This is a genomic window from Syntrophorhabdales bacterium (assembly GCA_035541455.1).
Taxonomy (GTDB): Bacteria; Desulfobacterota; Syntrophorhabdia; order Syntrophorhabdales; family WCHB1-27; genus JADGQN01.
Genome location: DATKNH010000131.1, coordinates 1 through 19,681, shown reverse-complemented (window position 1 = coordinate 19,681; position 19,681 = coordinate 1). Strand labels below are relative to the sequence as shown.

The window sequence follows — 19,681 nt, the reverse complement described above, 5'->3', positions numbered from 1 at the left end:
CGCCCCCGCCTTAAAATCTCAAGAAACCCAGAATCCCTTTCGGGAGTTGGGACTGCAAAGCCGTTTCAAAGATCAGGTATGAAAAAAAGGTCACAAGGATGCTCACGGCGGCCGCAAACCACCATTTCTTTTTTTCGATAACTTTCAAAAGAAAGAAGAAAAGAAGCAGCGTAACAATGAAGAACCCGAGGTATTCCATAAGGGCAGCGTAGATGAAGAGGGCGACCAGAACAAGGATAACTTTGGTCACGGTCCGCTTTCCCGCGGGCGCTTCTGCGGCCTCTTCCTGCGGCTTCACTCTGAAGGACTGAGCCACAACCACGAGTGCCATGATTGCCACAACAATACCTGTCCAGAAGAAAAGAAAACCCGGACCGGGTTGATAGACATTACCCAACCCCAGTTTGTATGACTGGTATATTATGAAAAGGCAAAAAAGAAACCAGAATGATCCGCTGACTCGGTCGGACTTACCCATCAAACTCTCCTCTCCTGCCTTTTGCTACTTACGCAGGCCCATTTTCTTTGCTATTTCAGCAGCCCGCTTGTATTCCTCCTCGGTGATCTTCACGACTTCCGCAGGAGTCTTGTATTCACAAAGATTGCCGAGCGCGTCAATGCGGGCCTTGGTAGCCTTTACTGCTTTCTCAACGGCAGGCACGAGCACTTTCTTGACGTCGTCGGGAATACCCGCCGGCGCATACATGCCGAACCAGCCTCCCGGCAATGTCTGCTTGTACCCCAACTCCTGAATGGTCGGGACATCCGGATAGCCGGGCATTTTGTTGGTGATCAGAAGCATCTTCATCTTTCCACCTTCTACCTGACCTTTCACTTTCGCCAGCGTGTCACAGGTGGCCTCCACGTGTCCGCCCAGAACCGCAGTAATCACCGATTCCCCGCCCTCGAAGGGAACGTGGGTTAACTGAATACCTGCAATGGATTGCAGCATTTCAAGAACAAAGTGCGGCTGAGACCCGACACCCATGGTGCTTACACGGATTTTACCGGGATTCTTTTTCGCATATTCGACAAATTCCTTGAAATTCTTCCAGGGCGCATCTGCCCTGACGGTGATCGTCTGGGGAAAGAAATAATGCATACCAAGAGGCTCAGCATCTTTGATCGGATCGTAATGGACAACGTCCGGATTGGCGACCGGTGCGTATACCATGGCTGAGGCTGTGCCGTACAGAAGGGTGTAGCCGTCCTTTTTTGACCTGAGGGCAGCATCCGTACCAAGCACGCTCCCTGCGCCTGGACGATTGTTGGGTATGATCTTCGCGTTGATGATCTTTTCCAACTCGGAGGCCAGCATGCGGCTGGTGATATCCATCTGTGCACCCGCAACATTGGGTATGATGAGCTGGATGTTGTGATCGGGATACCCTGCGCCATGCGACGCAGAAGGCGCCACGATCTCAAATGCCAACACGCAAAACAAAATGATCAAACAGAGATGTGTCAGTTTCATGGTGTTTTGCCTCCTCGTTGCATTTGCGTAGTTACTTTCGTCCATCGTCCAAGGCCCGCCGCGGCGGGCGGTCGTCCTAGCTGTAGGCGATCGTCCAGCCTTCCTTAGCGGGGTGCCCGTGCGGTCCCATTCCTTCAGTCACGGATCGCCCCGTGACCCATGCCCCGGCCGTTATTGCTTCCGCATCCCTATCCTGATCGCGATCTCTATAGCTCTCTTGTACTCTTCTTCCGTCATCTTTTTCTGTTCCGGCGGAGACTTGTATTCGCAAATGCTCCCCAGGGCATCGATCTTTGGCTTTGTAATTTTTACTGCCTTCTCTACTGCAGGCACCAGAATGCTCTTCACCTCCTCGGGAATACCCACGGGGGCATACATCCCAAACCACCCGCCGTACAGAGGTTGTTTATAGCCCAGTTCCGTGATAGTGGGCACATCAGGATAGCCGGGCATCTTCCGCGTGAGAAGGAAAATGCGCATCTTCCCCGCGTCCACCTGTGGTTTGACTTTGGCCAGTGTATCGCAGGTCGCCTCCACGTGTCCGCCAAGAACCGCAGTAATCACCGATTCCCCGCCCTCAAAGGGCACATGGGTCAGCTTGGCCCCGGTAATAGCCTGAATCGTCTCCACGATGAGGTGCGGCCCCGACCCTACACCCGTTGTGCTTACGCGGATCTTGTTAGGATTCTTCTTCGCGTAGTCAATGAATTCGGTGAAGGTTTTCCAGGGCGCATCAGATCTGACGGTAATAGTCTGGGGGAAAAAATAATGCAACCCCAAAGGCTCGGCATCTTTAATCGGATCAAAATGCACAACCTCGGGGGTACACGCAGGAGCGGTGACAAACGCTGCATTGCTGCCGTAGAGCAGGGTATACCCGTCTTTCTTCGCCCTGATGGCAGCCTCCGTGCCGAGAACAGTTCCCGCGCCTGGTTTGTTGTTGGGTATAATCTTTGTAGCGAGGATCTTTTCCAGCTCGGTTGCCAGCAGCCTTGCCGTAACATCCATCTGTGCGCCTGCGACATTCGGGATAATGAGCTGTATGTTGCGATCCGGATAACCCGCAGCACAGGAGGGCGAGGGAAAGAGACACGTCGCGAGGGCTAGGAAGAGCGCGGCAAAAATGATCGGCTTTACCATCTGAATCTTAATCTCAGCCTTGTGTTGTTAACTCTTGTGCTTTACTTGCGTAGACCGATTTTGATAGCGATCTCGTACATCTGCTTGTATTCGTCGTCCCTCAATTTCTTGAGTTCCGCAGGGGACTTGTATTCACAAATGCTCCCCAGGGCATCAATCTTCGGCTTTGTGGCTTTCACTGCTTTTTCGACCGCCGGTATCAAGACCTTTCTCGCGTCCTCGGGTATCCCAGCCGGAGCCCACAGCGCGAACCATGTCGCCGGCACGTTCTGCTTGTAACCTAATTCTTTCAAAGTCGGTATCTGGGGCTGATCAGGCTTCTTGGGGTCGATCAGAAGAATTCTCATACGGCCGGCTTCCACGTGGGGCTTCAGTTTTCCGTAACCGTCCAGCGTTGCCTCTACGTGTCCTCCCAATACCGCGGTGACAACCGATTCACCGCCCTCGAAGGGCACATGGGTCAACTGAATGCCCGTGATAGACTCGAGCATTGCTATAGCAAAGTGGGTAGAAGAACCGACACCAATCGAGGTGATACGGATTTTTCCAGGGTGCTTCTTGGCATACTCCACAAATTCTTTAAAGTTTTTCCAGGGCGCATCTGCCCTGACTCCTACCACCGTAGGGAAGAAATAATGAAACCCCAGCGGCTCTACGTCCTTTGCCGGATCATAGTGAACAACATCAGGGTTAGCTATGGGAGCATAGACAAATGGCGAAGCGCCGCCGTAAAAAAGCGTGTACCCATCTTTCTTCGACCTGACAACAGCCTCAGCCCCCAAAACCGTCCCGGCACCCGGTTTGTTGTTGGGAATAATTTTCGCGCCGCCGAGACTCTTTTCCAGCTCTTCTGCAAGCATTCTTGCAGTTATATCTCCGGTGGCCCCCGGCACGTAGGGAATAATCAACTGGATGTTGCGATCAGGATATCCCGCGGCGTGAGAAACCGCGGAAAAGAGCGCAACAAAACCCAACAGTACTGTAACCGCAAGAAAGAACTTCGTTTTCATACAACGTTACCTCCGCGTGTAGATCGCAAACGAATTCGTTTGTAGTTTTGAAATTCTACCATATCAGACTCTGTAATTCACGCGCCTCTCTCAGTACCCTCTTTCCTTTTGCACAACGTTGAGCAGGGGTTCTCCTGCCAGGTAACGGCGGAGATTCTCCGCAAAAAGAGTCATAGCACGCGAGAGGTAATGCGGGCTCAACCCGGCCACGTGGGGGCAGGCGACGACACTCGGAAGCGTCCACAGTGGGCTCGACGGAGGAAGCGGCTCTTTTGAATATACGTCAAGCCCCGCACCCCTTATCTTACCTGCTTTCAGCACCTCGATCAGAGCCTCCTCGTCAACGAGATTGCCGCGACCAACGTTTATCAGCACTCCCGTAGGCTTCATAACAGCGAGGGTTTCGGCGTTGATCATGTGGTGGGTTTGCGGCGTGTAAGGCGCACATAGCACCACATAGTCACTCTCTTTCAATAGGGACTCAACATCGGAAGGTTCATAAAGGCGATCCGGCAGTGCAGTTCCCGATCCCGGGAGCCTCCACGGCGGCTCAACCGTGAGCACCTCAGGCCGGTCCGCTGCAAGCACGCGCATACCGAAGGCGCGACAGATTGTTCCCACCTGGCGGCCGATCACACCGTAGCCTATTATGCCCACCGTAGAATCCCTCAGCTCGTACGGCTCAAAAAGAGAGAAGCGGTCCGGCGGCCATCCCGCCTTCTGCTGGTTCTCCAATAAAGGGCGAACCTTGCGGGCAAATACCAGCATCAACGTTACGGCAAGTTCCGCAACATGCACGTGAATGCCGCTGGTGGTGGTAAAGATGTAGGGGAGGGTGAAAGGGAGTTGGCCCCAGCGGTCCACGCCCGCGTAGTACCCCTGAATCCAGCGAAGCTTGGGGGCAGCGCCTTCAGGAGGAAGAGGGTCGGTAGTGAAAAGTATCTCCACGTCGCGCCAGATACCCGTACCGAGGTTTTTCTCCTCTTTGTCGCTATGGGCCTCGATTACGAGCCTCGGCGAGACCTGACGGAGCATGCCCAAAAGCTTCTCTTGCAGTACGTCACGCGTGAATATGAGCACCTTTACTTGATCCATACCCTTCTCTCCTTCATGCTGTTTATCTGAGCGCAGCCGGGGTGATCGGGCAAAGCCCACCCCGGCCCGGAAGCGGCTTTACACCGAAAAAATCTTCTGCGGAATCTTATGCAGACACGGACTCACTCCATTCTCAGTGATCAGATAATTGTCGCAAACCCAGACCCAGAGGCGATCAGAGCCGATGGTAGGATGTACGGTGATGTTCATGTTCGCTTTCAGTTTCATGGGCTCGTCGTCACGGATTGCCGGCCGTTCCACCAGATCGTAACCCTGGCCGTGCGCATAGAGGCGCGTCTCCGGAAGCATGCCGTGCTTGACCAGGAACTCGTTATTCGCGTCCCAGATGTCTTTAGGGTTTGCACCCGGCTTGAGGAGCTTTAACGTCACCTGCTGTGCCTCTCTGCAGAGCTCATACGCATCTGAAAGCTCTGCAGGCACGTCTCCCGTAAAGAAGATCCGGCCCAATTCAGCGTACATGCCGCCGGGGCCATTCACTTCGATCATAAGCGTAAAGGATTCGTTTTCCTTCAGCGTCCTCCCCTGAAAATGGCGCTTCTGCATCGGCGTTGGCTTGCCAAGCGGCCCTGATCCGGCAATGACGAGCTGTTCTTCGCTACCGAGCGTGGTCACCTTATGAACGACATCGGCAACTATCTCAAAATCCTTTCTGCCCGGTTTAATGATCGTCTTCGCCCACTCCATAGCCTCATCCTGAAGGGCACAGGCCTTCTTGATCAGTTCGATCTCCTCACTGCTCTTCACTGCTTTTATCTCGTCAACAAGGTCGGTACCATCAGCAAAGGTTGCCCCGGGCATACTCTTGACCAGGTGCTCATAAAAGGCGATTGAGATTCTTCCCTTGCCCATAATGCCGATTTTGGTTTTCTTCTTGCTCTTCAGAGTCTGCACCGTGAGCTCGGCATCATAGGTATTGCTGTAATTGAGGCTCGGAAAATAAGGCGCTGTCAGCCTGTTGTTAACCCCTCTCATGGTCCAGGCAGGAGGTCCGAGGTCTCCCGGCGGTTTTCCACCGCACGTAATCGTTGTCATCTGATCGTCCACGAAAAAGATAACAGTCATCGGGTAACCGTTTCGGGCAGGGATGTCGCTAAACCACTTCACATAGCCGCCCAGCCACTCGTTGGTATCCTGCATGACCAGAGCTTCGATCTTTTCTTCTTTCATTCTGTCCCGCACCGCGGCCCACCGGCGCTCCAGCTCAGCATCTGAAATTGCCAGCGTTACAACCTCCTTCTGTTCAGGGGTCATCATGCATCCTCCTTTGACAGCCGTAGTCGACTAAAATACCACGGATCGATAATTCTTTACTATTTTCGCAAACCCATGTTCTTTGCAACCTCAACGGCAACCTTGTACTCCTCGTCGACCATCTTCCTCTGCTCAGCCGGCGTTTTGTACTCAGCGATACTTCCCATTTTATCGATCCTGGGTTTGGTGATCTTTACCGCTTTTTCGATGGCCGGGATCAGCACCTTCCTCGCCTCATCGGGCATTCCAGACCCGGCGTACATGGCGAACCATGTGCCGAACAATTTCTGTTTATAGCCCAGCTCGGTGATAGTCGGGAATTCAGGATACGCAGCCATTTTGTTGGTGATCACGAGAACGCGCATCTTTCCTGCGTCCATGTGAGGCTTTATTTTGGCCAACCCATCACAGGTGACTTCCACGTGGCCGCCCAGAAGCGCTGTCATCACCGATTCTCCCCCTTCGAATGGAACGTGAGTGAATTGGGCTCCTGTGATGCCCTGGATCATTTCCACCATGAAGTGCGGCGTGGAGCCTACGCCAATTGTGCTGATACGGAGCTTCTTGGGATTCTGCTTGGCGTAATCGATCAATTCCGGAAAGGTTTTCCAGGGGGCATCCGATCTGACGGCAATCGTCTGGGGGAAATAATAATGAAACCCCAAAGGCTCCAGGTCTTTAAACGGGTCGTAATGAACAATCTCCGGATTTGAGACAGGCGCATACACGAGGGCTGACGCGCCCACGTAGAGTAACGTATAGCCGTCCTTCTTTGCCCTCACTGCAGCAACAGTGCCGAGCACGGCCGAGGCTCCCGGCTTGTTATTCGGAATGATCTTTGTCCCTAAAATCTTTTCCAATTCTTCCAGGAGCATTCTCGCCGTGATATCTCCGGTGGCGCCCGGTACATACGGGATAATGAGCTGAATATTGTGATCGGGATACCCGGCGGAGGAGACCGATGGCGACAATACAGTAAACCCCACCATCGTGATAATCGTGAGAACCAAAACAGTTCTCGTAGTCATGATTTCCCACCCCCTTGTTGTAATGACGAGAGGAGTTCATTTATTACTCCTGCAGACTCAGCGAGTAACGCCTCTCCTTTCTTGATCTGTTCTTTGATTGCTTTTGCTGAAAGTTCGAGGCCGCTCCTTTCGGCTAGATCCATCTCATATTCAACAATTTCTGCCACCCCGCCAGGTGCGAACCGCACCGGTACGCCGAGACTCACGTCGCGCAAGCCGTATTCGCCTTGCAGAGGCGTAGCGCACGCCCAAACACGACCATCGCGTGAAGCCATGCTGGTGATAATATCACCGATCGATTCGGCAGTTGCCCAGCCTGCTGTCCGGCCCGACTGCAACTGATGCCACTGTGACAAGAAATTGGTGATCTTGCTTTTCACCTGTTCTTTCTGATGGGTATCCAGCGAGACTCTTTTGCCAGCCACGCTGACGCGGCTGAGCAGGTGCACCTGGGTATCCCCGTGTTCCCCCAACACGTAAGCCTCGACGTCAGTCGCCGGAACCGACAGTACCTTGCCTATGGACCACCGCACACGGGAGGTGTCATTCCGGTTGATGCCGATTACCTTTTCACGAGGGATGGAAAATATCCGATGGATCAGGTGCACGAGCGCGTCCACCGGCGTGGTGACAACCATCCAGAAAGCGGACGGTGAGTGCGCATGAAGGGATCTCACCAAGTCCAGCACCAGGCCCACATTCTGTTGAAGGTTATGAGCGCGCGAGGGTGTAGGGGAGCGACCCCAGACGCCGACCGCAATGATAATCACGTCCGAGCCGGCAGTGTCCTCCACGTCTCCTGCCCGCACCCGCGTCCTCGTGCGGTGGACCACCGCCTGTTCAACATCGAGAGCATGCGCCTCCGCCACGTTGCGGCGAGAATCGAGCAGGACAATTTCAGACGCAAATCCATCCTGGGCCAGTCTGTATGCTGCGCATGAACCTACACAACCTGCGCCACCGGCTATAGTGATCTTCATCCTATCCCTCCCTCTTTAAGTGTTCGTCGGATGTGCCCGGACTAGGGTTTGCGCCTCGAAATCCATCAAACCCATCCGGGCAAATCCGAGCGAAGCTCGCTTTCGCTCGCAGTAAAAAAAGCATCTCTATCTTCCGAGCGCAGCGTTCTTCCCTCTTCCATCTTCCTAGTCACGCCAAAGGCGTGACGGTCATTCTGGCGGAGCGGTCGTCCCCCCTTCGAGGACTTCGCCCCTCCGAGCGCGGCGGTCTGCGTTATACGGAGAAGATCTGCTGGGGCGTCTTGTGGAGACGCTCGCTCGGTCCCTTCTCCGTGATCAGCCAGTTGTCCCACACCGAGACCCAGATTTTACCATCCGTGATCGTCGGATGGATTGTAATGTTCATGTTTGCAGCAAGCTTCATAGGCTCATCGTCACGAATCGCAGGACGTTCGACCAGATCATAGCCTTGGCCGTGCGCATACAGTCTCGATTCTGGCAGCTGTCCCTTACTTTTCAAGAACTCATTGTAGGCATCCCATATGTCCTTCGGGTCTGCGCCGGGCTTGAGCATCTTCACGGTGAACGCCTGCGCCTCCTTACACAGCTCGTTTGCATCGTGAAGCTGAGACGGCACTTCACCAACGAAGAAACAACGTCCTGCCTCGCCGTACATGCCCCCCGGGCCATTCACTTCGATCATGAGCGTGAACTGATCGCCCTCTCTTACCGTACGGTTCTGGTAATGGCGTTTCAACGGGGGGTTCGGAATGCCGAAGGGCGCAGAGCCGCCAATCACAAGCTGCTCTTCGCTTCCGAGGAGCACGCATTTGTGGACAACATCAGCCACTATCTCGAAATCCTTTCTGCCGGGCTTTATGACGGTTCGCGCATAGGCCATTGCTTCATCCTGAAGGGCTATGGTCTTCATGAGGAAGCCGATCTCTTCTTCGCTCTTTATTGCTTTGATCCGATCCACCAGTTCGGTGGCATCGACAAATTTCGTGTTCGGAAGTTTCTTATGCAAATATTCCAAAAACATGCCGCCCATCGTCGCCGTATTGACCAGGCCGATGGTGCCATCCTTCCAGGCCTGTAATGCCTGCACAGCCAACTCCGCATCATATTCATTGCTGTAGTACATGCTCGGAAAATAGGGAGCGACCAGCCTGTTCTTCACGCCCCGCATAGTCCACGCTGGTGGGCCAAAATCAAACGGCGGCTTGCCTCCGCACGTGATGGTGGTCATCTCCTCTTTAAGGGGAAAAATTACCGTCACAGGGTAGCCGTTACGCGCGGGGACATCAGCAAACCATTGGATGTAGCCGCCCAGCCACTGGTTGGAATTCTGCATTATCAGGACGTCGATTTTCTCGGCCTCCATGCGGGTCCGAACCGCTTTCCAGCGCCGCGCGAGTTCCTGGTCAGATGGAGCCAGGGTGAGCGTCTCTTTGGGATCGTATGCCATTAGTCTTCTCCTTTCATTTCAATTATTCTGATGAAGCGAGGAAGCGATGATGCGAGGATGCGGAAGAGCGGAACAGACCTTATACACCGTATACGACGTGCTTGAATTATCCGCTTCCGCACTTCCTCACTTTTTCGCAGTTATCCGCTTCCTCGTTTCCTCGCTTCCTCGTCATTTCAATGTCAGCAGCTCATCGGTTACCGGGTTGAGCCTTTCATGTCCTGATTCTGTCACAAGATACGTTTCTCCCCAGAAAAACGTGTTTCTTCCGTCCGGTGTGGCCACCGTAGGGTGAATGATCACAGCAGTCCCAGGATCAAGCACTCTCGTGTTTTGCGCAGAGACGCGCCCCTCGATGAGGTCCACGCCACATACATGGCCTGTCGGCGGCCTGAAAAGATAACCAGACTCTTTCACGTGCGCATCCATAGCCAGCACAACATCCCTTATTGTCTTACCAGGCTTGAAAACTTCGAGCCCCTTCTTTATGGCATAGCGGCTCACACGGTAAAGCTTTTCCAGCTCTGCGTTAGGGGTGATCACGTTCACCGTGCGCACGATCTGTGTCCAGTAACCTTCTACCCTCGGCGTGATCTCCATCACTACACTGTCCCCCTTCTCCACGCGACGAGACGAAGGTGAATAAGGCAGAGGAAGACCATTCGCCTCTCCGGGCGCGTATTTGCCGGAGCCAACAAGGGTAAAATGCTGCTCTGCTCCCCTGACACGTCCGTACTCCTCGATGGCTGCAGCGATCTCATATTCAGTGACACCGGGCTTAATCATTTTGACAGCGGCTTCGAATTCCCCGGCGCCTACACTCCCGCATTTCCGGAAAAGATCTGCTTCCTCGGAGCTGTGGTGAATACGAATCTCGAAAATCTCCTGATGCGTCTCGACCCAGTCGATACCTGGAAGTTCAGCCTTGAGATAGTTATACATCGGTACGGAAAGCATCGCGAAGCTGATGCCCACGCTACCCTTCACAATGTTGCGCTCTTTGAGGAGACCCGCCGCGTCGGCCAGCACATTGTCGCTCACGCGGCAATCCTTTACGGAAGACCTGCGTGAGGCTGCCTGTTGCTGAATGGCCGTCCCCATGAAGAGCACCGGCTCAGCCTGCGGAAAAAGTACTGCCACCTGCTGCCCTGCAATGATCCTATTGTCGACGTAGTACCGAAAATCGCCAAGATACTCGCTACCTACGTTCGTGTCGCCTATAAGCACGAGTGCCTTGAGCCCTTTGGCTTCCATCACCCCGCGAATGGCTTTCTCTCTCCGCGCCCTTTCTGCACCACTGAACATGATGTCGTCTCCTTTACTCTAAGCCGTTCCGCTGCTGAGATTTGCTCTGCCACGCTGCGTTGATCTCACTGGCTTGCCCTGGATGGGGTACGACTTATGATTGGGTAAAATGTATCATACCACAAGATTCACGTGTGAAGTCCACACAGGAAAATTTTAGGGGCTCTCGTTATTCTCTATTTAGCCGATAATATCTATGTGTTGAGGAGGGCACAATGGCACACGAGCGCATACTTATTGTCGAGGATGAGAAGATTACCGCCACGGAGATCCATCAGACCGTCCAGGAATTGGGCTATGAGCCCGTCGGCCCTGTAGCTTCAGGCAACGACGCTGTTGCTTCCGCCCTGACCCTGCGGCCGGACGTGGTCCTGATGGACATTGTCCTGAAGGGGCCCATGGATGGCATCGAGGCCGCCGAAATCATTCAGAGAAGAGATATTTGTCCGGTGATCTTCGTCACCGCCCACTCAGACCGGTCCACTCTGGACCGGGCAAAGGTGACAGCACCCTTCGGCTATATCCTCAAACCGATAAGCGAGCGCGAGTTGCACACAGCAATCGAGATGGCCCTCTACCGCCACAGGATGGAGGAACAGCTGCGGGAAAGCAGGGGGTGGTTCAAGACCGCCCTCGCTAACATCGATGAGGCGATCATTGCACTCGATGCGCGGGGTGCGGTCAGCTTCATTAATCCCGCTGCAGAAGCGCTCCTGAGCTGGCCCGAAACTGAGGCACTGGGAAGAAGTGGGCTCGAAGTATTCAATGTGATCCAGGAAGATATGCCCGGGGCACGGCTGATGTCTGAGAAAGGCGATAGACAAGCGTTCGTACGCACAAGGGATGAAAAGGTCGTGCCCATAGTATACCGAGCAGCTCCTGTGGTGAACGGGACCGAGGAGGTGCGGGGGATGGTACTCATCTTCAGGGAACCGGCGGGGGATCAGCAGAACGAGGTGGAATGTGCGCTTCATTTCTCTGGATAAGGCACAGGATGGCATGAAGTTGTCCAGACCCGCAACCAACGAGGCCGGCGTGGTCCTGCTCGAATCCGGAACAACACTGACGGAGCCATTGATCCGCAGGTTGCTGAGAATAGGCGTGAGAAGCGTGTGCATTGGCGGAGATCCGGATGCCGCAACGCTGGACGAAGCCCTTGACCAGCTGAAGAGGAGGTTTGACCTCACGCGCAACGAGGCTCACATGGCGCTCCTGGAAAGCGCCGTAGCGGAGTACCTGAAGGAGCTCTATGCAGACTAGAGAGGCCTTTCACCATGAGATGCAGCAGATGCAGGAACTCTCTACAATACCCGTTATAGTGAGGAAATTACTCCAGATCTTTGACAACCCCTACCTCTCGCTCAGCGACATTGCCGCGTTCGTATCAAAAGATCCGGTGCTCACCGCGCGCTTGCTGCAGGTTGTAAACTCGCCCTTCTTCGGCTTTAAGGGAAGGATAGGTTCCGTGGCGCAGGCGCTCTTGCTCCTTGGGCTTAATCAGGCAAAAGCGCTCCTCATGGGCATGCGTCTCTTTGATTTCATGAAGGAGATGGAGGGGCTCTGGGCTCACTCCATCGGATGCGCGATCATAGCGCAGATTACCGCACGGAGAAAAAGGATGCGAGAAGCCAAGGAGCTTTTCATTACGGGCCTGCTTCACGACATCGGGAAAGTCTTCATGTACCTGAAGCTTCCCGACACCTACCGGAGTGCTCTCGAAATGGCCGAAAAGAACAGGATCCCTATTATCGACGCAGAACAGAAGCTCTTCCAATCAACTCATCCAGAAGTTGCGAACTGGGTCTTCGAAAACTGGAACCTCCCCCGCTACTTCATTGAGCCCATCAGATACCATCACAAGCCTTCTCTTGCCAGGACCTGGCCGACGAGGTCCGCACTGCTGCACGTTGCAGATATCCTCACGCGGGCTCGCGGGTTTGGCTCCGGCGGTGATTCTCTTGTGCCACTTCTTGACGAGACGGCATGGACACGGCTGGCGATGTCCCGCTCGGAGATCAATTCTATCCTTTGGGAAAGTGAGCAGTTTATCCACGAGGCACGGAGTTTTCTCGCCGACGAGTGAGTGCGTCTCTTCATCCGCGTAACCGCTTCACCCGGATAATGCCGGGTATATCGTCGGCGCACTGCTGCCTATCGATGGCGGCTTCACTATATCGCTATAAAAACCTGCGAAAAGGAAGTGAACACTCTGAAGCTGTCAATCCTTGCGTTGCCTCTTCTACTTCGCGAAACCAGTTTTCAAAAGAGCTGAAATCTTTTCGCGCACTGAAATAGAAAAAGGGAGCCTTAGCCAAAGTGCTTCGCACCAGTTCGTGATATTCAGATAATCTTTCTTTGCCTGTGTCCTTATCCCTCAGGGCAGACGCGGCGACCGTTGCGGCCATCTGCCCTTGTATCATTCCATGAATATTTCCTGCGCCACCTGAAGCATCTCCTACGAAGATGATGTTCCCACTGATCATGCTGCTGAAATAGTCTCCGTATTTGCCCGCTGATGTTCTTGCGAACCCACTGATCTCCAGAGGACAGGCATTCGCTATTTTGCGCGATACCACATTATCCTTTCTCTCCCTCAGATCATGAAACGCTGCCGCGGACAACATGCTGAAAATGGATAAACCATCGCCATGGGTAAAGAAGGTCTTGTAATTGAGCAGCGGATCCGGGGACATGAAGTGTTCAATGACTCCCGGTGCTACATCCGCGTTTGCAAGAAGGTAGCTTATTCCCGGCTTTGGATCGGTGCTCTTGCACAACGCTTCCTTTGCGGCGAATCCATGACTTGCGGATCTGATACCGTCAGCACATATGATGATCCGCGCCCTGGCCTCTGGAGTAGCTCTGGAGTTTGTTTCAATACCTTCAACTGTATCGCCTGTTTTGATAATATTCACAACCCTTGTTTTCAGATACAGGCGGGCGCCCGCTTTTACTGCCAATGATGCTAACTCTTTTTCAAGGAGGTCTCTCCTGACAATAAAACCCGCCCGTGTGCTCGCCTCTATGAGCTCACCCGATTCTGCATGGCACACTCTATATTCTTTGACCCTTGCCCATGGAACAGACGCACCCATACTGCCTATGATGGACTCGGAAAAATCAGACGCCATCAGCCAACCCGGGTCGTGTCTGGGCCATCCTATGGCACTATGTTCCTCGAAAAGGGCCACTGTGCATCCTCTTGCAGCAGCGCTCAATGCGGCGTAACAACCGGCAGGACCCGCCCCTATGACGATCACGTCGAATTCATTCATATGCTCTCCGTCCTGTCACGACTCTCCTGCATTTAATTCCACTCTACGCTGATTCAAATGCAGTATCAATTTGAAGAAGCATTTTTCCTTATACGGCAGTCAAGGGTATTGGTTTCGTCTCGATCCACACGCTGGGCATGGCGCTTGTCTGGACGCCACCCTTCGGTGCTGGTAAACTGTCTGTTGTAGTCTGACCACAGGAACATAAGGAGGGCATATGCTGTACAGGTCCCTGAAAGAGATACCCGTTTCCATCCTCGGCTTCGGCGCCATGCGCCTTCCCCTGGTCGGAGGAACGCAGAATCCGACCGATTCCTTCGATCCCGCACGATCAATCGATGAGGAAGAGACCGCGAAGATGGTCGAGTATGCTATAGAGCACGGCGTCAACTACTTCGATACGGCCTACAACTATCACGGTGGCAAGAGCGAGATGGTATTCGGCAAACTGCTGAAACCCTATCGTGACCGCGTCACTCTCGCCACGAAGCTGCCTGTGTTCCTGGCCAAGAAGCGTGAGGACTTCGACAGGTTTCTCGGTGAGCAGCTCAAACGACTCCAGACAGGCTACCTCGATCTCTATCTCCTCCACGGGTTGAATGCAGTGACGTGGGAGAACGCGAAGAACCTTGGCGTATTTCCGTTCCTTGAGAAGGCTGTGAAGGAAGGCCGCGTGCGCCGCGTGGGCTTCTCTTTTCATGACACCTTCGCCGTATTTAAGGAGATAGCAGACGCCTACGATTGGACCATGTGTCAGATCCAGTACAACTACCTGGACGAGGTATACCAAGCGGGCGGCGAAGGCATCGCGTACGCGGCATCGAAAGGCATAGGCGTTGTGGTGATGGAGCCACTCCGCGGAGGGAAGCTGGCAAAGGTACCGCCTCAAGTGCAGGAACTCTTCGAGGCGTCACCTGAAAAGAGGCTCCCTAGCGAGCTGGCGTTGCGGTGGGTCTGGAATCGCCCCGAGGTGGCAACGGTCCTTTCAGGCATGAGCAGCCTGGAGCAGGTGTGGGAGAATGTCCGCTCTGCGCAAAAAGGCACGGCAAATTCTCTCTCGCCTGCGGATTTGCTCCTCATTGACCAGGCGCGCAATGTCTATCGCAGCCTGCTTACCGTCAACTGCACGGGCTGCGCCTACTGTATGCCCTGCCCTTCGGGCGTCAATATCCCCATGAACCTTTCCCTCTACAATGACACGATGACGTTCAAAGATCCTACAGGGGTGCTGGTCTACAACGCCTTCTTGGCTCCCGAGCAGAGGGCGTCCGCATGTACCGAGTGTGGCGAATGCGAGGAGAAATGCCCTCAGCACGTTGCTATCCCCGAGGAACTCAAGAAGGTCCATACCCGGCTTTTCAGAGAAGGAGGGCAAGGCTGAAGAATAATTCCTGCTGGACTTCACGCGCAAGGGGACTGCAGGCATAGCGATTGACTTACGCGCGCTTACCTGTGCACCCGCCGATCACGGATCGAAAATTTTTCCCGGATTCAAAATCCCCTTCGGATCAAATGTCTTCTTTATCCCCCTCAAGAGATCGATCTGCCTTTCAGTGTAGTCCATGCGCAGATATTTTTTTCTGGTAAGACCTATGCCGTGCTCAGCCGTTATCTTTCCGCCCATTTCAAGAGTCTTCTGGTAGAGCAGCTTGCTGGCTTTTGGAAGGGTCCTATCCCACTCTTCCTTGTCCATGTCATCTTTTTTGAAATAGAGCACATGAACGTTTCCATCACCCGCGTGGCCCACGCACAAGGGGTCGAGACGAAACTCTTCGGCTATCGTTTCACTGGCTTTCACGAGGTCTGCAACGCAGCAGCGCGGCGCCACCACATCCATGGTCTCGTATATAACGCCCATGCGGTTGGCTGCCTCAAAGATGCAGCGGCGGGCTTCCCATAGTCTGTTCTGGGCCTCGGGCTCTTTTGCTACAAGCAGATCCCAGGCGCCGAATTTTTCAAAAATGTGCTCCACCACGTCCATCGCATGCTCGAAATCCTCCTGCCGATTTCCGTCAAGCTGAACTAACAGATGAGCGGCAGCAGTATTGAAAACGACCTTCTTGTTGAGGTACCTCTCGGCAAGCCTGATCGCGGGGTTATCCATGAACTCTATCGCAGTAGGCACAATCTTCTCTCCGATGATCGCGGAGACAGCTTCGGCCGCGGGTGCAAGTGCATTGAACGGCGCAAGCAGATCCACTTTCATCTTGGGTTTGGGGATCAGACGAAGGATAATATTGGTGACTATGGCCAACGTGCCCTCAGAGCCTACCAGGAGTTGGCAAAGGTTATACCCGGTAACGTCCTTCACCACCTTTCCTCCGATAGTCATCATCTCTCCGGAAGGCAAAACCGCCTCCAGGCCGCATACATAATCTTTGGTGGTCCCGTAACGGACAGCCCGGGGCCCACCTGATCCCTCGGCGACATTTCCCCCGATACTGCAACTATCCTTACTGGCAGGGTCCGGGGGATAGAAACAGCCCTGCTCCTCCACAAGCCGGTGGAGTTCGGATGTAACGATGCCGGGCTGCGTGACCGCCATCAGGTTCTCCTGATCGATTTCGAGCAGCTGATTCATTCTTTCCAGGGAAAGGACTATCCCACCGTGAACGGGCACTGAACCTCCGCTCAAGGAAGTGCCCAGCCCCCGCGGTGTCACCGGGATTGAGTATTCGTTTGCCACGCGCAGTACTTTAGAGACTTCATCAGCCGAGCCGACTCGCACAGCCGCATCGGGCCAGGCCTGGAGGCCCAGTGTTTCATCCTTGCTGTACTTTTCCAGAGTCTCTTCGGTCTTCAGTACATGGTTTTCCCCGACTATGTCCTCCAATTTTTTGATTATGTCCTGCTGTAATCCTTTTCTCATTTTTCTTTCTCTCCTTGTAATGTTCGTCGGTGCCGCCAGGATTAGGGTTTGCGCCCACGTTTAACAGTTTGCCCGATGATTTAGCGGGGCACCCGCGACCTTTAACAACAATAGAATGCAGCCAGCTCGCTTCGCGGGTCGCACGCCGCGTCGTCGTGACTCGTCGATGTACATCAGTACTATCTCCGACTCCCAACTCCTAACGCCTCGAAATACATCAAACCCATCCCGGCAGCCCCGAGCGAAGCTTGCGCCGCGAGCGCGAAAGAAGCCACAGCTCTGGTGCTGAAATGGGTTTTCACTTTCCCCTTCCATCTTCCTAGCCCGCAGGGCGGTCGTCCTAGCGGAGCGGTCTGCATTTTTTCATTCCTCATCAGGGAATATTTTTTGTGGATTAAGCAGGCCTTTAGGATCGAAGGCCTGTTTAATGCGTTTCATCAGCTCAATCTCGGTTCTGCCCATCTGCGCAGACATGTAATTTTTCGCAGTAAGCCCGATGCCGTGTTCGCCGCTCAGCTTTCCTCCCATATCGATAGTCTTTCTGTATATCTCTCCCAGTAGCTCGTATGCTTCCTCAGTCTCAGCAAAGTTTCTTTTCCTGTACTGGATCGTGACGTGGAGATTCCCGTCTCCTGAATGGCCGTACGTCGCTATGTTCACTTTCTTTCCTGCACCACTCTCCTGTATCGACCGGGCAAGCAAGGGCAGTTGATACCGGGGGACCACGACATCGGCCTCGAGGTGATCTTTCCCGAGTGCCTTTAAGGCAGGCAGGGTCTCCCTCCGGATACGCCACAACCGTTCTGCTTCCTCATCACTGCCGGCGAGTTTGGTTTCGATCACGCCCCTGGCTTTATCAGCGGTCGCCATCACCAGTTTGACGTCTTCATCCACGGCAGCCTGATTGCTCCCGTCGACTTCGATCAGCACCATCGCCGCCGCATCCTTGCGCAGATCCGCAGAGAGGTAATCGGCAACACATTTAATGCTTGTGTTATCCATGAATTCTATAGCGCAGGGGATTATCCCGCAGCCGAACACCGAGACCACAAGGTCTGCGGCTGCAACAAGATCATCCAGATAAAAAATGCATGTCCGTCGAAGGAAGGGTTTCGGCAGCAGCTTTGCAGTAATCTTAGTCACCACCGCAAGGGTACCCTCAGAGCCGATAATAAGCGCGACAAGATCATACCCTGTGACATTCTTCACCGTCCGGCCGCCCACGTTGATTACGTCGCCATTCGGCAAAACAGCCTCAAGACCGATAATGTAGTCCCTGGTCACTCCGTACTTCACCGCTCTCGTGTAGCCGGCATTCTCTGCCACATTGCCGCCGAGCGTGCTCTCTATGGTGCTTGACGGGTCCGGCGGAAAAAAGAGATTGTACTTTTTCAATGTCTCCTGCAGATCAGCTGAAACCACACCCGGCTCCACCACAACCTGCATATTTTTCTCATCGATCTCCAGTATCCTGTTCATCCTGAGGAGGGAGAGAAGCACACCACCCTTTACGGGCAACGCGCCTCCAGAGAGACCTGTTCTGCCACCCTGCGGCGTGACCGGTATATCGTTAGTGTAAGCCAGCTTCAGTATCTTCGATATCTCTTCAGTGGAGAATGGCAGGAGCACGACGTCAGGCATGAAGCGCATTTCGGTCGCATCGTAACAGTAGTGGGACATGCCTTCCTTGTCCGTGACTATCTGCTCATCTTTGAGGAAACCCCGGCACTCTCCAATCAGTTGCTCTATTTTTTCTTTCATAGAATACCTTCTTATAGTGATTTCCTGTCCTTCTCTGCCTTATCCTTTACTGCTCACGCCCCTGCTTCTTTCAGCCTGAGAATCACCATCGGCCCGTCGGGAACCACTGCCCAGCGGGCATGTACGCCATGTTTCTGAAAAAGTGAACGGATGCATCCTTCGATTGAATCAACGGGACGCAGATGGTATCGCTTGAGCTCCTCCTGCGAAAAACCTTCTGTGTAAACCCATACGTCCTTCTCCATCAGCACCTGGTACATTTCCTGAGCGCACCATTGGTCAGGAATGAAAAATTCTTTTTGCATGATCCGACAGACAAAAGATTCAGGAGAATCGACCATGTTGAGCACTTCTTTGTATTCAGGGCTGCCCGCACCTTCCGCGCAACGTGTGGCAATAAGAATATCGCCGCCTCGCTTGACCACTGTTGCGGCTCCGGTCATGCCCTTGACGCTCTGATACAGGTTGCAGTCGAGAGGCGCGCCGGAATTTGTGGTGATAACAAAATCAAGCGGCGCATCGATCTCACGCACGCAGTGCTTTGCCAGAAACGCGCAGCCCCCCAGATGCGCCTTTACGGGGTGACCCGAGAAAATCCCGGTAATCTCTCTCTTTTTGTTGAGCGTCACATTCACCATGAAGTCGGCGCCTGTTTTCTCCATAATCTGGAGGCCGGCTTCGTGAAAAAGATTTCCGTCCAGCTGGCCGTATTCGGTCATCGGGTGCGCAATCATTTCCGGACCGTGCATGAATTCGAGCGTTTCAACAGAAGAGATTCCCGGTAAGATCGATTTTCTGCCACCGGAATAACCAGCCCACATATGGGGCTCTATAAAGCCTGTGAGAATCTTCAGGTCGGCCTCTACATAGAGACGGTTCACGAGCGCTGGGACGGCGCCCGCAATTGTACCCACCTCCACCATGTCTTCTTTTCTCTTGGATAGGTGATCAACGATTCGGTAAGCGCTCACGATCTCCTGCCCTACCAGTCGAGCGCGCTCCTCCTCGGTCGAGGGCCTATGTAT

Annotated in this window: 18 protein-coding genes; 4 read left to right on the top strand and 14 right to left on the bottom strand. The window is 53.8% G+C overall.

Features of this window, described 5'->3' with window-relative positions:
* Positions 1–10 precede the first annotated feature (10 nt).
* The 10 genes from VMT71_14195 to VMT71_14150 all read right to left on the bottom strand — a co-directional run bounded on the left by VMT71_14195 (position 11) and on the right by VMT71_14150 (position 10,751).
* Positions 11–478 (bottom strand): tripartite tricarboxylate transporter TctB family protein, encoded by a 468-nt coding sequence (locus VMT71_14195; protein HVN25120.1) that lies wholly within the window; start codon positions 476–478, stop codon positions 11–13.
* A 24-nt stretch (positions 479–502) separates the two neighbouring features.
* Positions 503–1,474 carry a tripartite tricarboxylate transporter substrate binding protein gene (locus tag VMT71_14190; protein HVN25119.1) on the bottom strand — a complete coding sequence of 324 codons (972 nt, stop codon included), beginning with the start codon at positions 1,472–1,474 and terminating at the stop codon, positions 503–505.
* A gap of 171 nt (positions 1,475–1,645) precedes the next feature.
* Positions 1,646–2,614 carry a tripartite tricarboxylate transporter substrate binding protein gene (locus tag VMT71_14185; GenBank protein ID HVN25118.1) on the bottom strand — a complete coding sequence of 323 codons (969 nt, stop codon included), beginning with the start codon at positions 2,612–2,614 and terminating at the stop codon, positions 1,646–1,648.
* Between the two features lie 41 nt (positions 2,615–2,655).
* The gene (locus tag VMT71_14180) at positions 2,656–3,624 is read right to left on the bottom strand and encodes a tripartite tricarboxylate transporter substrate binding protein (protein HVN25117.1); all 969 of its coding nucleotides are present in this window, start codon (positions 3,622–3,624) and stop codon (positions 2,656–2,658) included.
* A gap of 90 nt (positions 3,625–3,714) precedes the next feature.
* Entirely contained in the window at positions 3,715–4,719 is a 1,005-nt protein-coding gene (locus VMT71_14175; protein ID HVN25116.1) for a D-2-hydroxyacid dehydrogenase, read from the bottom strand.
* A 78-nt stretch (positions 4,720–4,797) separates the two neighbouring features.
* Entirely contained in the window at positions 4,798–5,994 is a 1,197-nt protein-coding gene (locus VMT71_14170) for a M24 family metallopeptidase (GenBank protein ID HVN25115.1), read from the bottom strand.
* A gap of 56 nt (positions 5,995–6,050) precedes the next feature.
* Positions 6,051–7,019 carry a tripartite tricarboxylate transporter substrate binding protein gene (locus VMT71_14165; protein ID HVN25114.1) on the bottom strand — a complete coding sequence of 323 codons (969 nt, stop codon included), beginning with the start codon at positions 7,017–7,019 and terminating at the stop codon, positions 6,051–6,053.
* Complete coding sequence (locus VMT71_14160; protein HVN25113.1) at positions 7,016–7,999, bottom strand: NAD-dependent epimerase/dehydratase family protein; 984 nt, start codon at positions 7,997–7,999, stop codon at positions 7,016–7,018. Before VMT71_14160 ends, VMT71_14165 begins: the two co-directional genes overlap by 4 nt.
* Positions 8,000–8,252: 253 nt before the next feature.
* Positions 8,253–9,446 (bottom strand): M24 family metallopeptidase, encoded by a 1,194-nt coding sequence (locus tag VMT71_14155; protein ID HVN25112.1) that lies wholly within the window; start codon positions 9,444–9,446, stop codon positions 8,253–8,255.
* Positions 9,447–9,617: 171 nt separating this feature from the next.
* Positions 9,618–10,751 carry a Xaa-Pro peptidase family protein gene (locus VMT71_14150; GenBank protein HVN25111.1) on the bottom strand — a complete coding sequence of 378 codons (1,134 nt, stop codon included), beginning with the start codon at positions 10,749–10,751 and terminating at the stop codon, positions 9,618–9,620.
* A gap of 215 nt (positions 10,752–10,966) precedes the next feature.
* Between VMT71_14150 and VMT71_14145 the strand changes: the two genes are divergently transcribed.
* Genes VMT71_14145 through VMT71_14135 form a run of 3 tightly spaced genes read left to right on the top strand, consistent with a single transcriptional unit; the run spans position 10,967 to position 12,834 of the window.
* The gene (locus tag VMT71_14145; protein HVN25110.1) at positions 10,967–11,737 is read left to right on the top strand and encodes a response regulator; all 771 of its coding nucleotides are present in this window, start codon (positions 10,967–10,969) and stop codon (positions 11,735–11,737) included.
* Complete coding sequence (locus tag VMT71_14140) at positions 11,715–12,011, top strand: hypothetical protein (GenBank protein HVN25109.1); 297 nt, start codon at positions 11,715–11,717, stop codon at positions 12,009–12,011. Before VMT71_14145 ends, VMT71_14140 begins: the two co-directional genes overlap by 23 nt.
* A complete protein-coding gene (locus tag VMT71_14135; GenBank protein ID HVN25108.1) occupies positions 12,001–12,834 on the top strand; it encodes an HDOD domain-containing protein in 834 nt (277 codons plus the stop codon). Before VMT71_14140 ends, VMT71_14135 begins: the two co-directional genes overlap by 11 nt.
* Positions 12,835–12,928: 94 nt before the next feature.
* On the opposite strand, the gene VMT71_14130 is transcribed toward VMT71_14135, so the two are convergent.
* Positions 12,929–14,026 (bottom strand): NAD(P)/FAD-dependent oxidoreductase, encoded by a 1,098-nt coding sequence (locus VMT71_14130; GenBank protein HVN25107.1) that lies wholly within the window; start codon positions 14,024–14,026, stop codon positions 12,929–12,931.
* Between the two features lie 217 nt (positions 14,027–14,243).
* Here VMT71_14130 and VMT71_14125 point away from each other — a divergent pair, with 217 nt between their 5' ends.
* A complete protein-coding gene (locus tag VMT71_14125) occupies positions 14,244–15,407 on the top strand; it encodes an aldo/keto reductase (GenBank protein HVN25106.1) in 1,164 nt (387 codons plus the stop codon).
* An 84-nt stretch (positions 15,408–15,491) separates the two neighbouring features.
* Here VMT71_14125 and VMT71_14120 read toward each other — a convergent pair whose 3' ends face one another.
* The 3 genes from VMT71_14120 to larA form a co-directional block, all read right to left on the bottom strand.
* Positions 15,492–16,895 carry an FAD-linked oxidase C-terminal domain-containing protein gene (locus VMT71_14120; protein HVN25105.1) on the bottom strand — a complete coding sequence of 468 codons (1,404 nt, stop codon included), beginning with the start codon at positions 16,893–16,895 and terminating at the stop codon, positions 15,492–15,494.
* 363 nt (positions 16,896–17,258) lie between these two features.
* The gene (locus tag VMT71_14115; GenBank protein ID HVN25104.1) at positions 17,259–18,656 is read right to left on the bottom strand and encodes an FAD-linked oxidase C-terminal domain-containing protein; all 1,398 of its coding nucleotides are present in this window, start codon (positions 18,654–18,656) and stop codon (positions 17,259–17,261) included.
* A 53-nt stretch (positions 18,657–18,709) separates the two neighbouring features.
* A partial coding sequence (gene larA, locus VMT71_14110; GenBank protein HVN25103.1) for a nickel-dependent lactate racemase occupies positions 18,710–19,681 on the bottom strand: 972 nt, incomplete at its 5' end.

What these genes read in the sequence shown, in the direction of transcription:
- VMT71_14195 (HVN25120.1), bottom strand. Translation starts at nt 478, where the DNA reads ATGGGTAAGTCCGACCGAGTCAGCGGATCATTCTGGTTTCTTTTTTGC.
- VMT71_14190 (HVN25119.1), bottom strand. Translation starts at nt 1,474, where the DNA reads ATGAAACTGACACATCTCTGTTTGATCATTTTGTTTTGCGTGTTGGCA.
- VMT71_14185 (HVN25118.1), bottom strand. Translation starts at nt 2,614, where the DNA reads ATGGTAAAGCCGATCATTTTTGCCGCGCTCTTCCTAGCCCTCGCGACG.
- VMT71_14180 (HVN25117.1), bottom strand. Translation starts at nt 3,624, where the DNA reads ATGAAAACGAAGTTCTTTCTTGCGGTTACAGTACTGTTGGGTTTTGTT.
- VMT71_14175 (HVN25116.1), bottom strand. Translation starts at nt 4,719, where the DNA reads ATGGATCAAGTAAAGGTGCTCATATTCACGCGTGACGTACTGCAAGAG.
- VMT71_14170 (HVN25115.1), bottom strand. Translation starts at nt 5,994, where the DNA reads ATGATGACCCCTGAACAGAAGGAGGTTGTAACGCTGGCAATTTCAGAT.
- VMT71_14165 (HVN25114.1), bottom strand. Translation starts at nt 7,019, where the DNA reads ATGACTACGAGAACTGTTTTGGTTCTCACGATTATCACGATGGTGGGG.
- VMT71_14160 (HVN25113.1), bottom strand. Translation starts at nt 7,999, where the DNA reads ATGAAGATCACTATAGCCGGTGGCGCAGGTTGTGTAGGTTCATGCGCA.
- VMT71_14155 (HVN25112.1), bottom strand. Translation starts at nt 9,446, where the DNA reads ATGGCATACGATCCCAAAGAGACGCTCACCCTGGCTCCATCTGACCAG.
- VMT71_14150 (HVN25111.1), bottom strand. Translation starts at nt 10,751, where the DNA reads ATGTTCAGTGGTGCAGAAAGGGCGCGGAGAGAGAAAGCCATTCGCGGG.
- VMT71_14145 (HVN25110.1), top strand. Translation starts at nt 10,967, where the DNA reads ATGGCACACGAGCGCATACTTATTGTCGAGGATGAGAAGATTACCGCC.
- VMT71_14135 (HVN25108.1), top strand. Translation starts at nt 12,001, where the DNA reads ATGCAGACTAGAGAGGCCTTTCACCATGAGATGCAGCAGATGCAGGAA.
- VMT71_14130 (HVN25107.1), bottom strand. Translation starts at nt 14,026, where the DNA reads ATGAATGAATTCGACGTGATCGTCATAGGGGCGGGTCCTGCCGGTTGT.
- VMT71_14125 (HVN25106.1), top strand. Translation starts at nt 14,244, where the DNA reads ATGCTGTACAGGTCCCTGAAAGAGATACCCGTTTCCATCCTCGGCTTC.
- VMT71_14120 (HVN25105.1), bottom strand. Translation starts at nt 16,895, where the DNA reads ATGAGAAAAGGATTACAGCAGGACATAATCAAAAAATTGGAGGACATA.
- VMT71_14115 (HVN25104.1), bottom strand. Translation starts at nt 18,656, where the DNA reads ATGAAAGAAAAAATAGAGCAACTGATTGGAGAGTGCCGGGGTTTCCTC.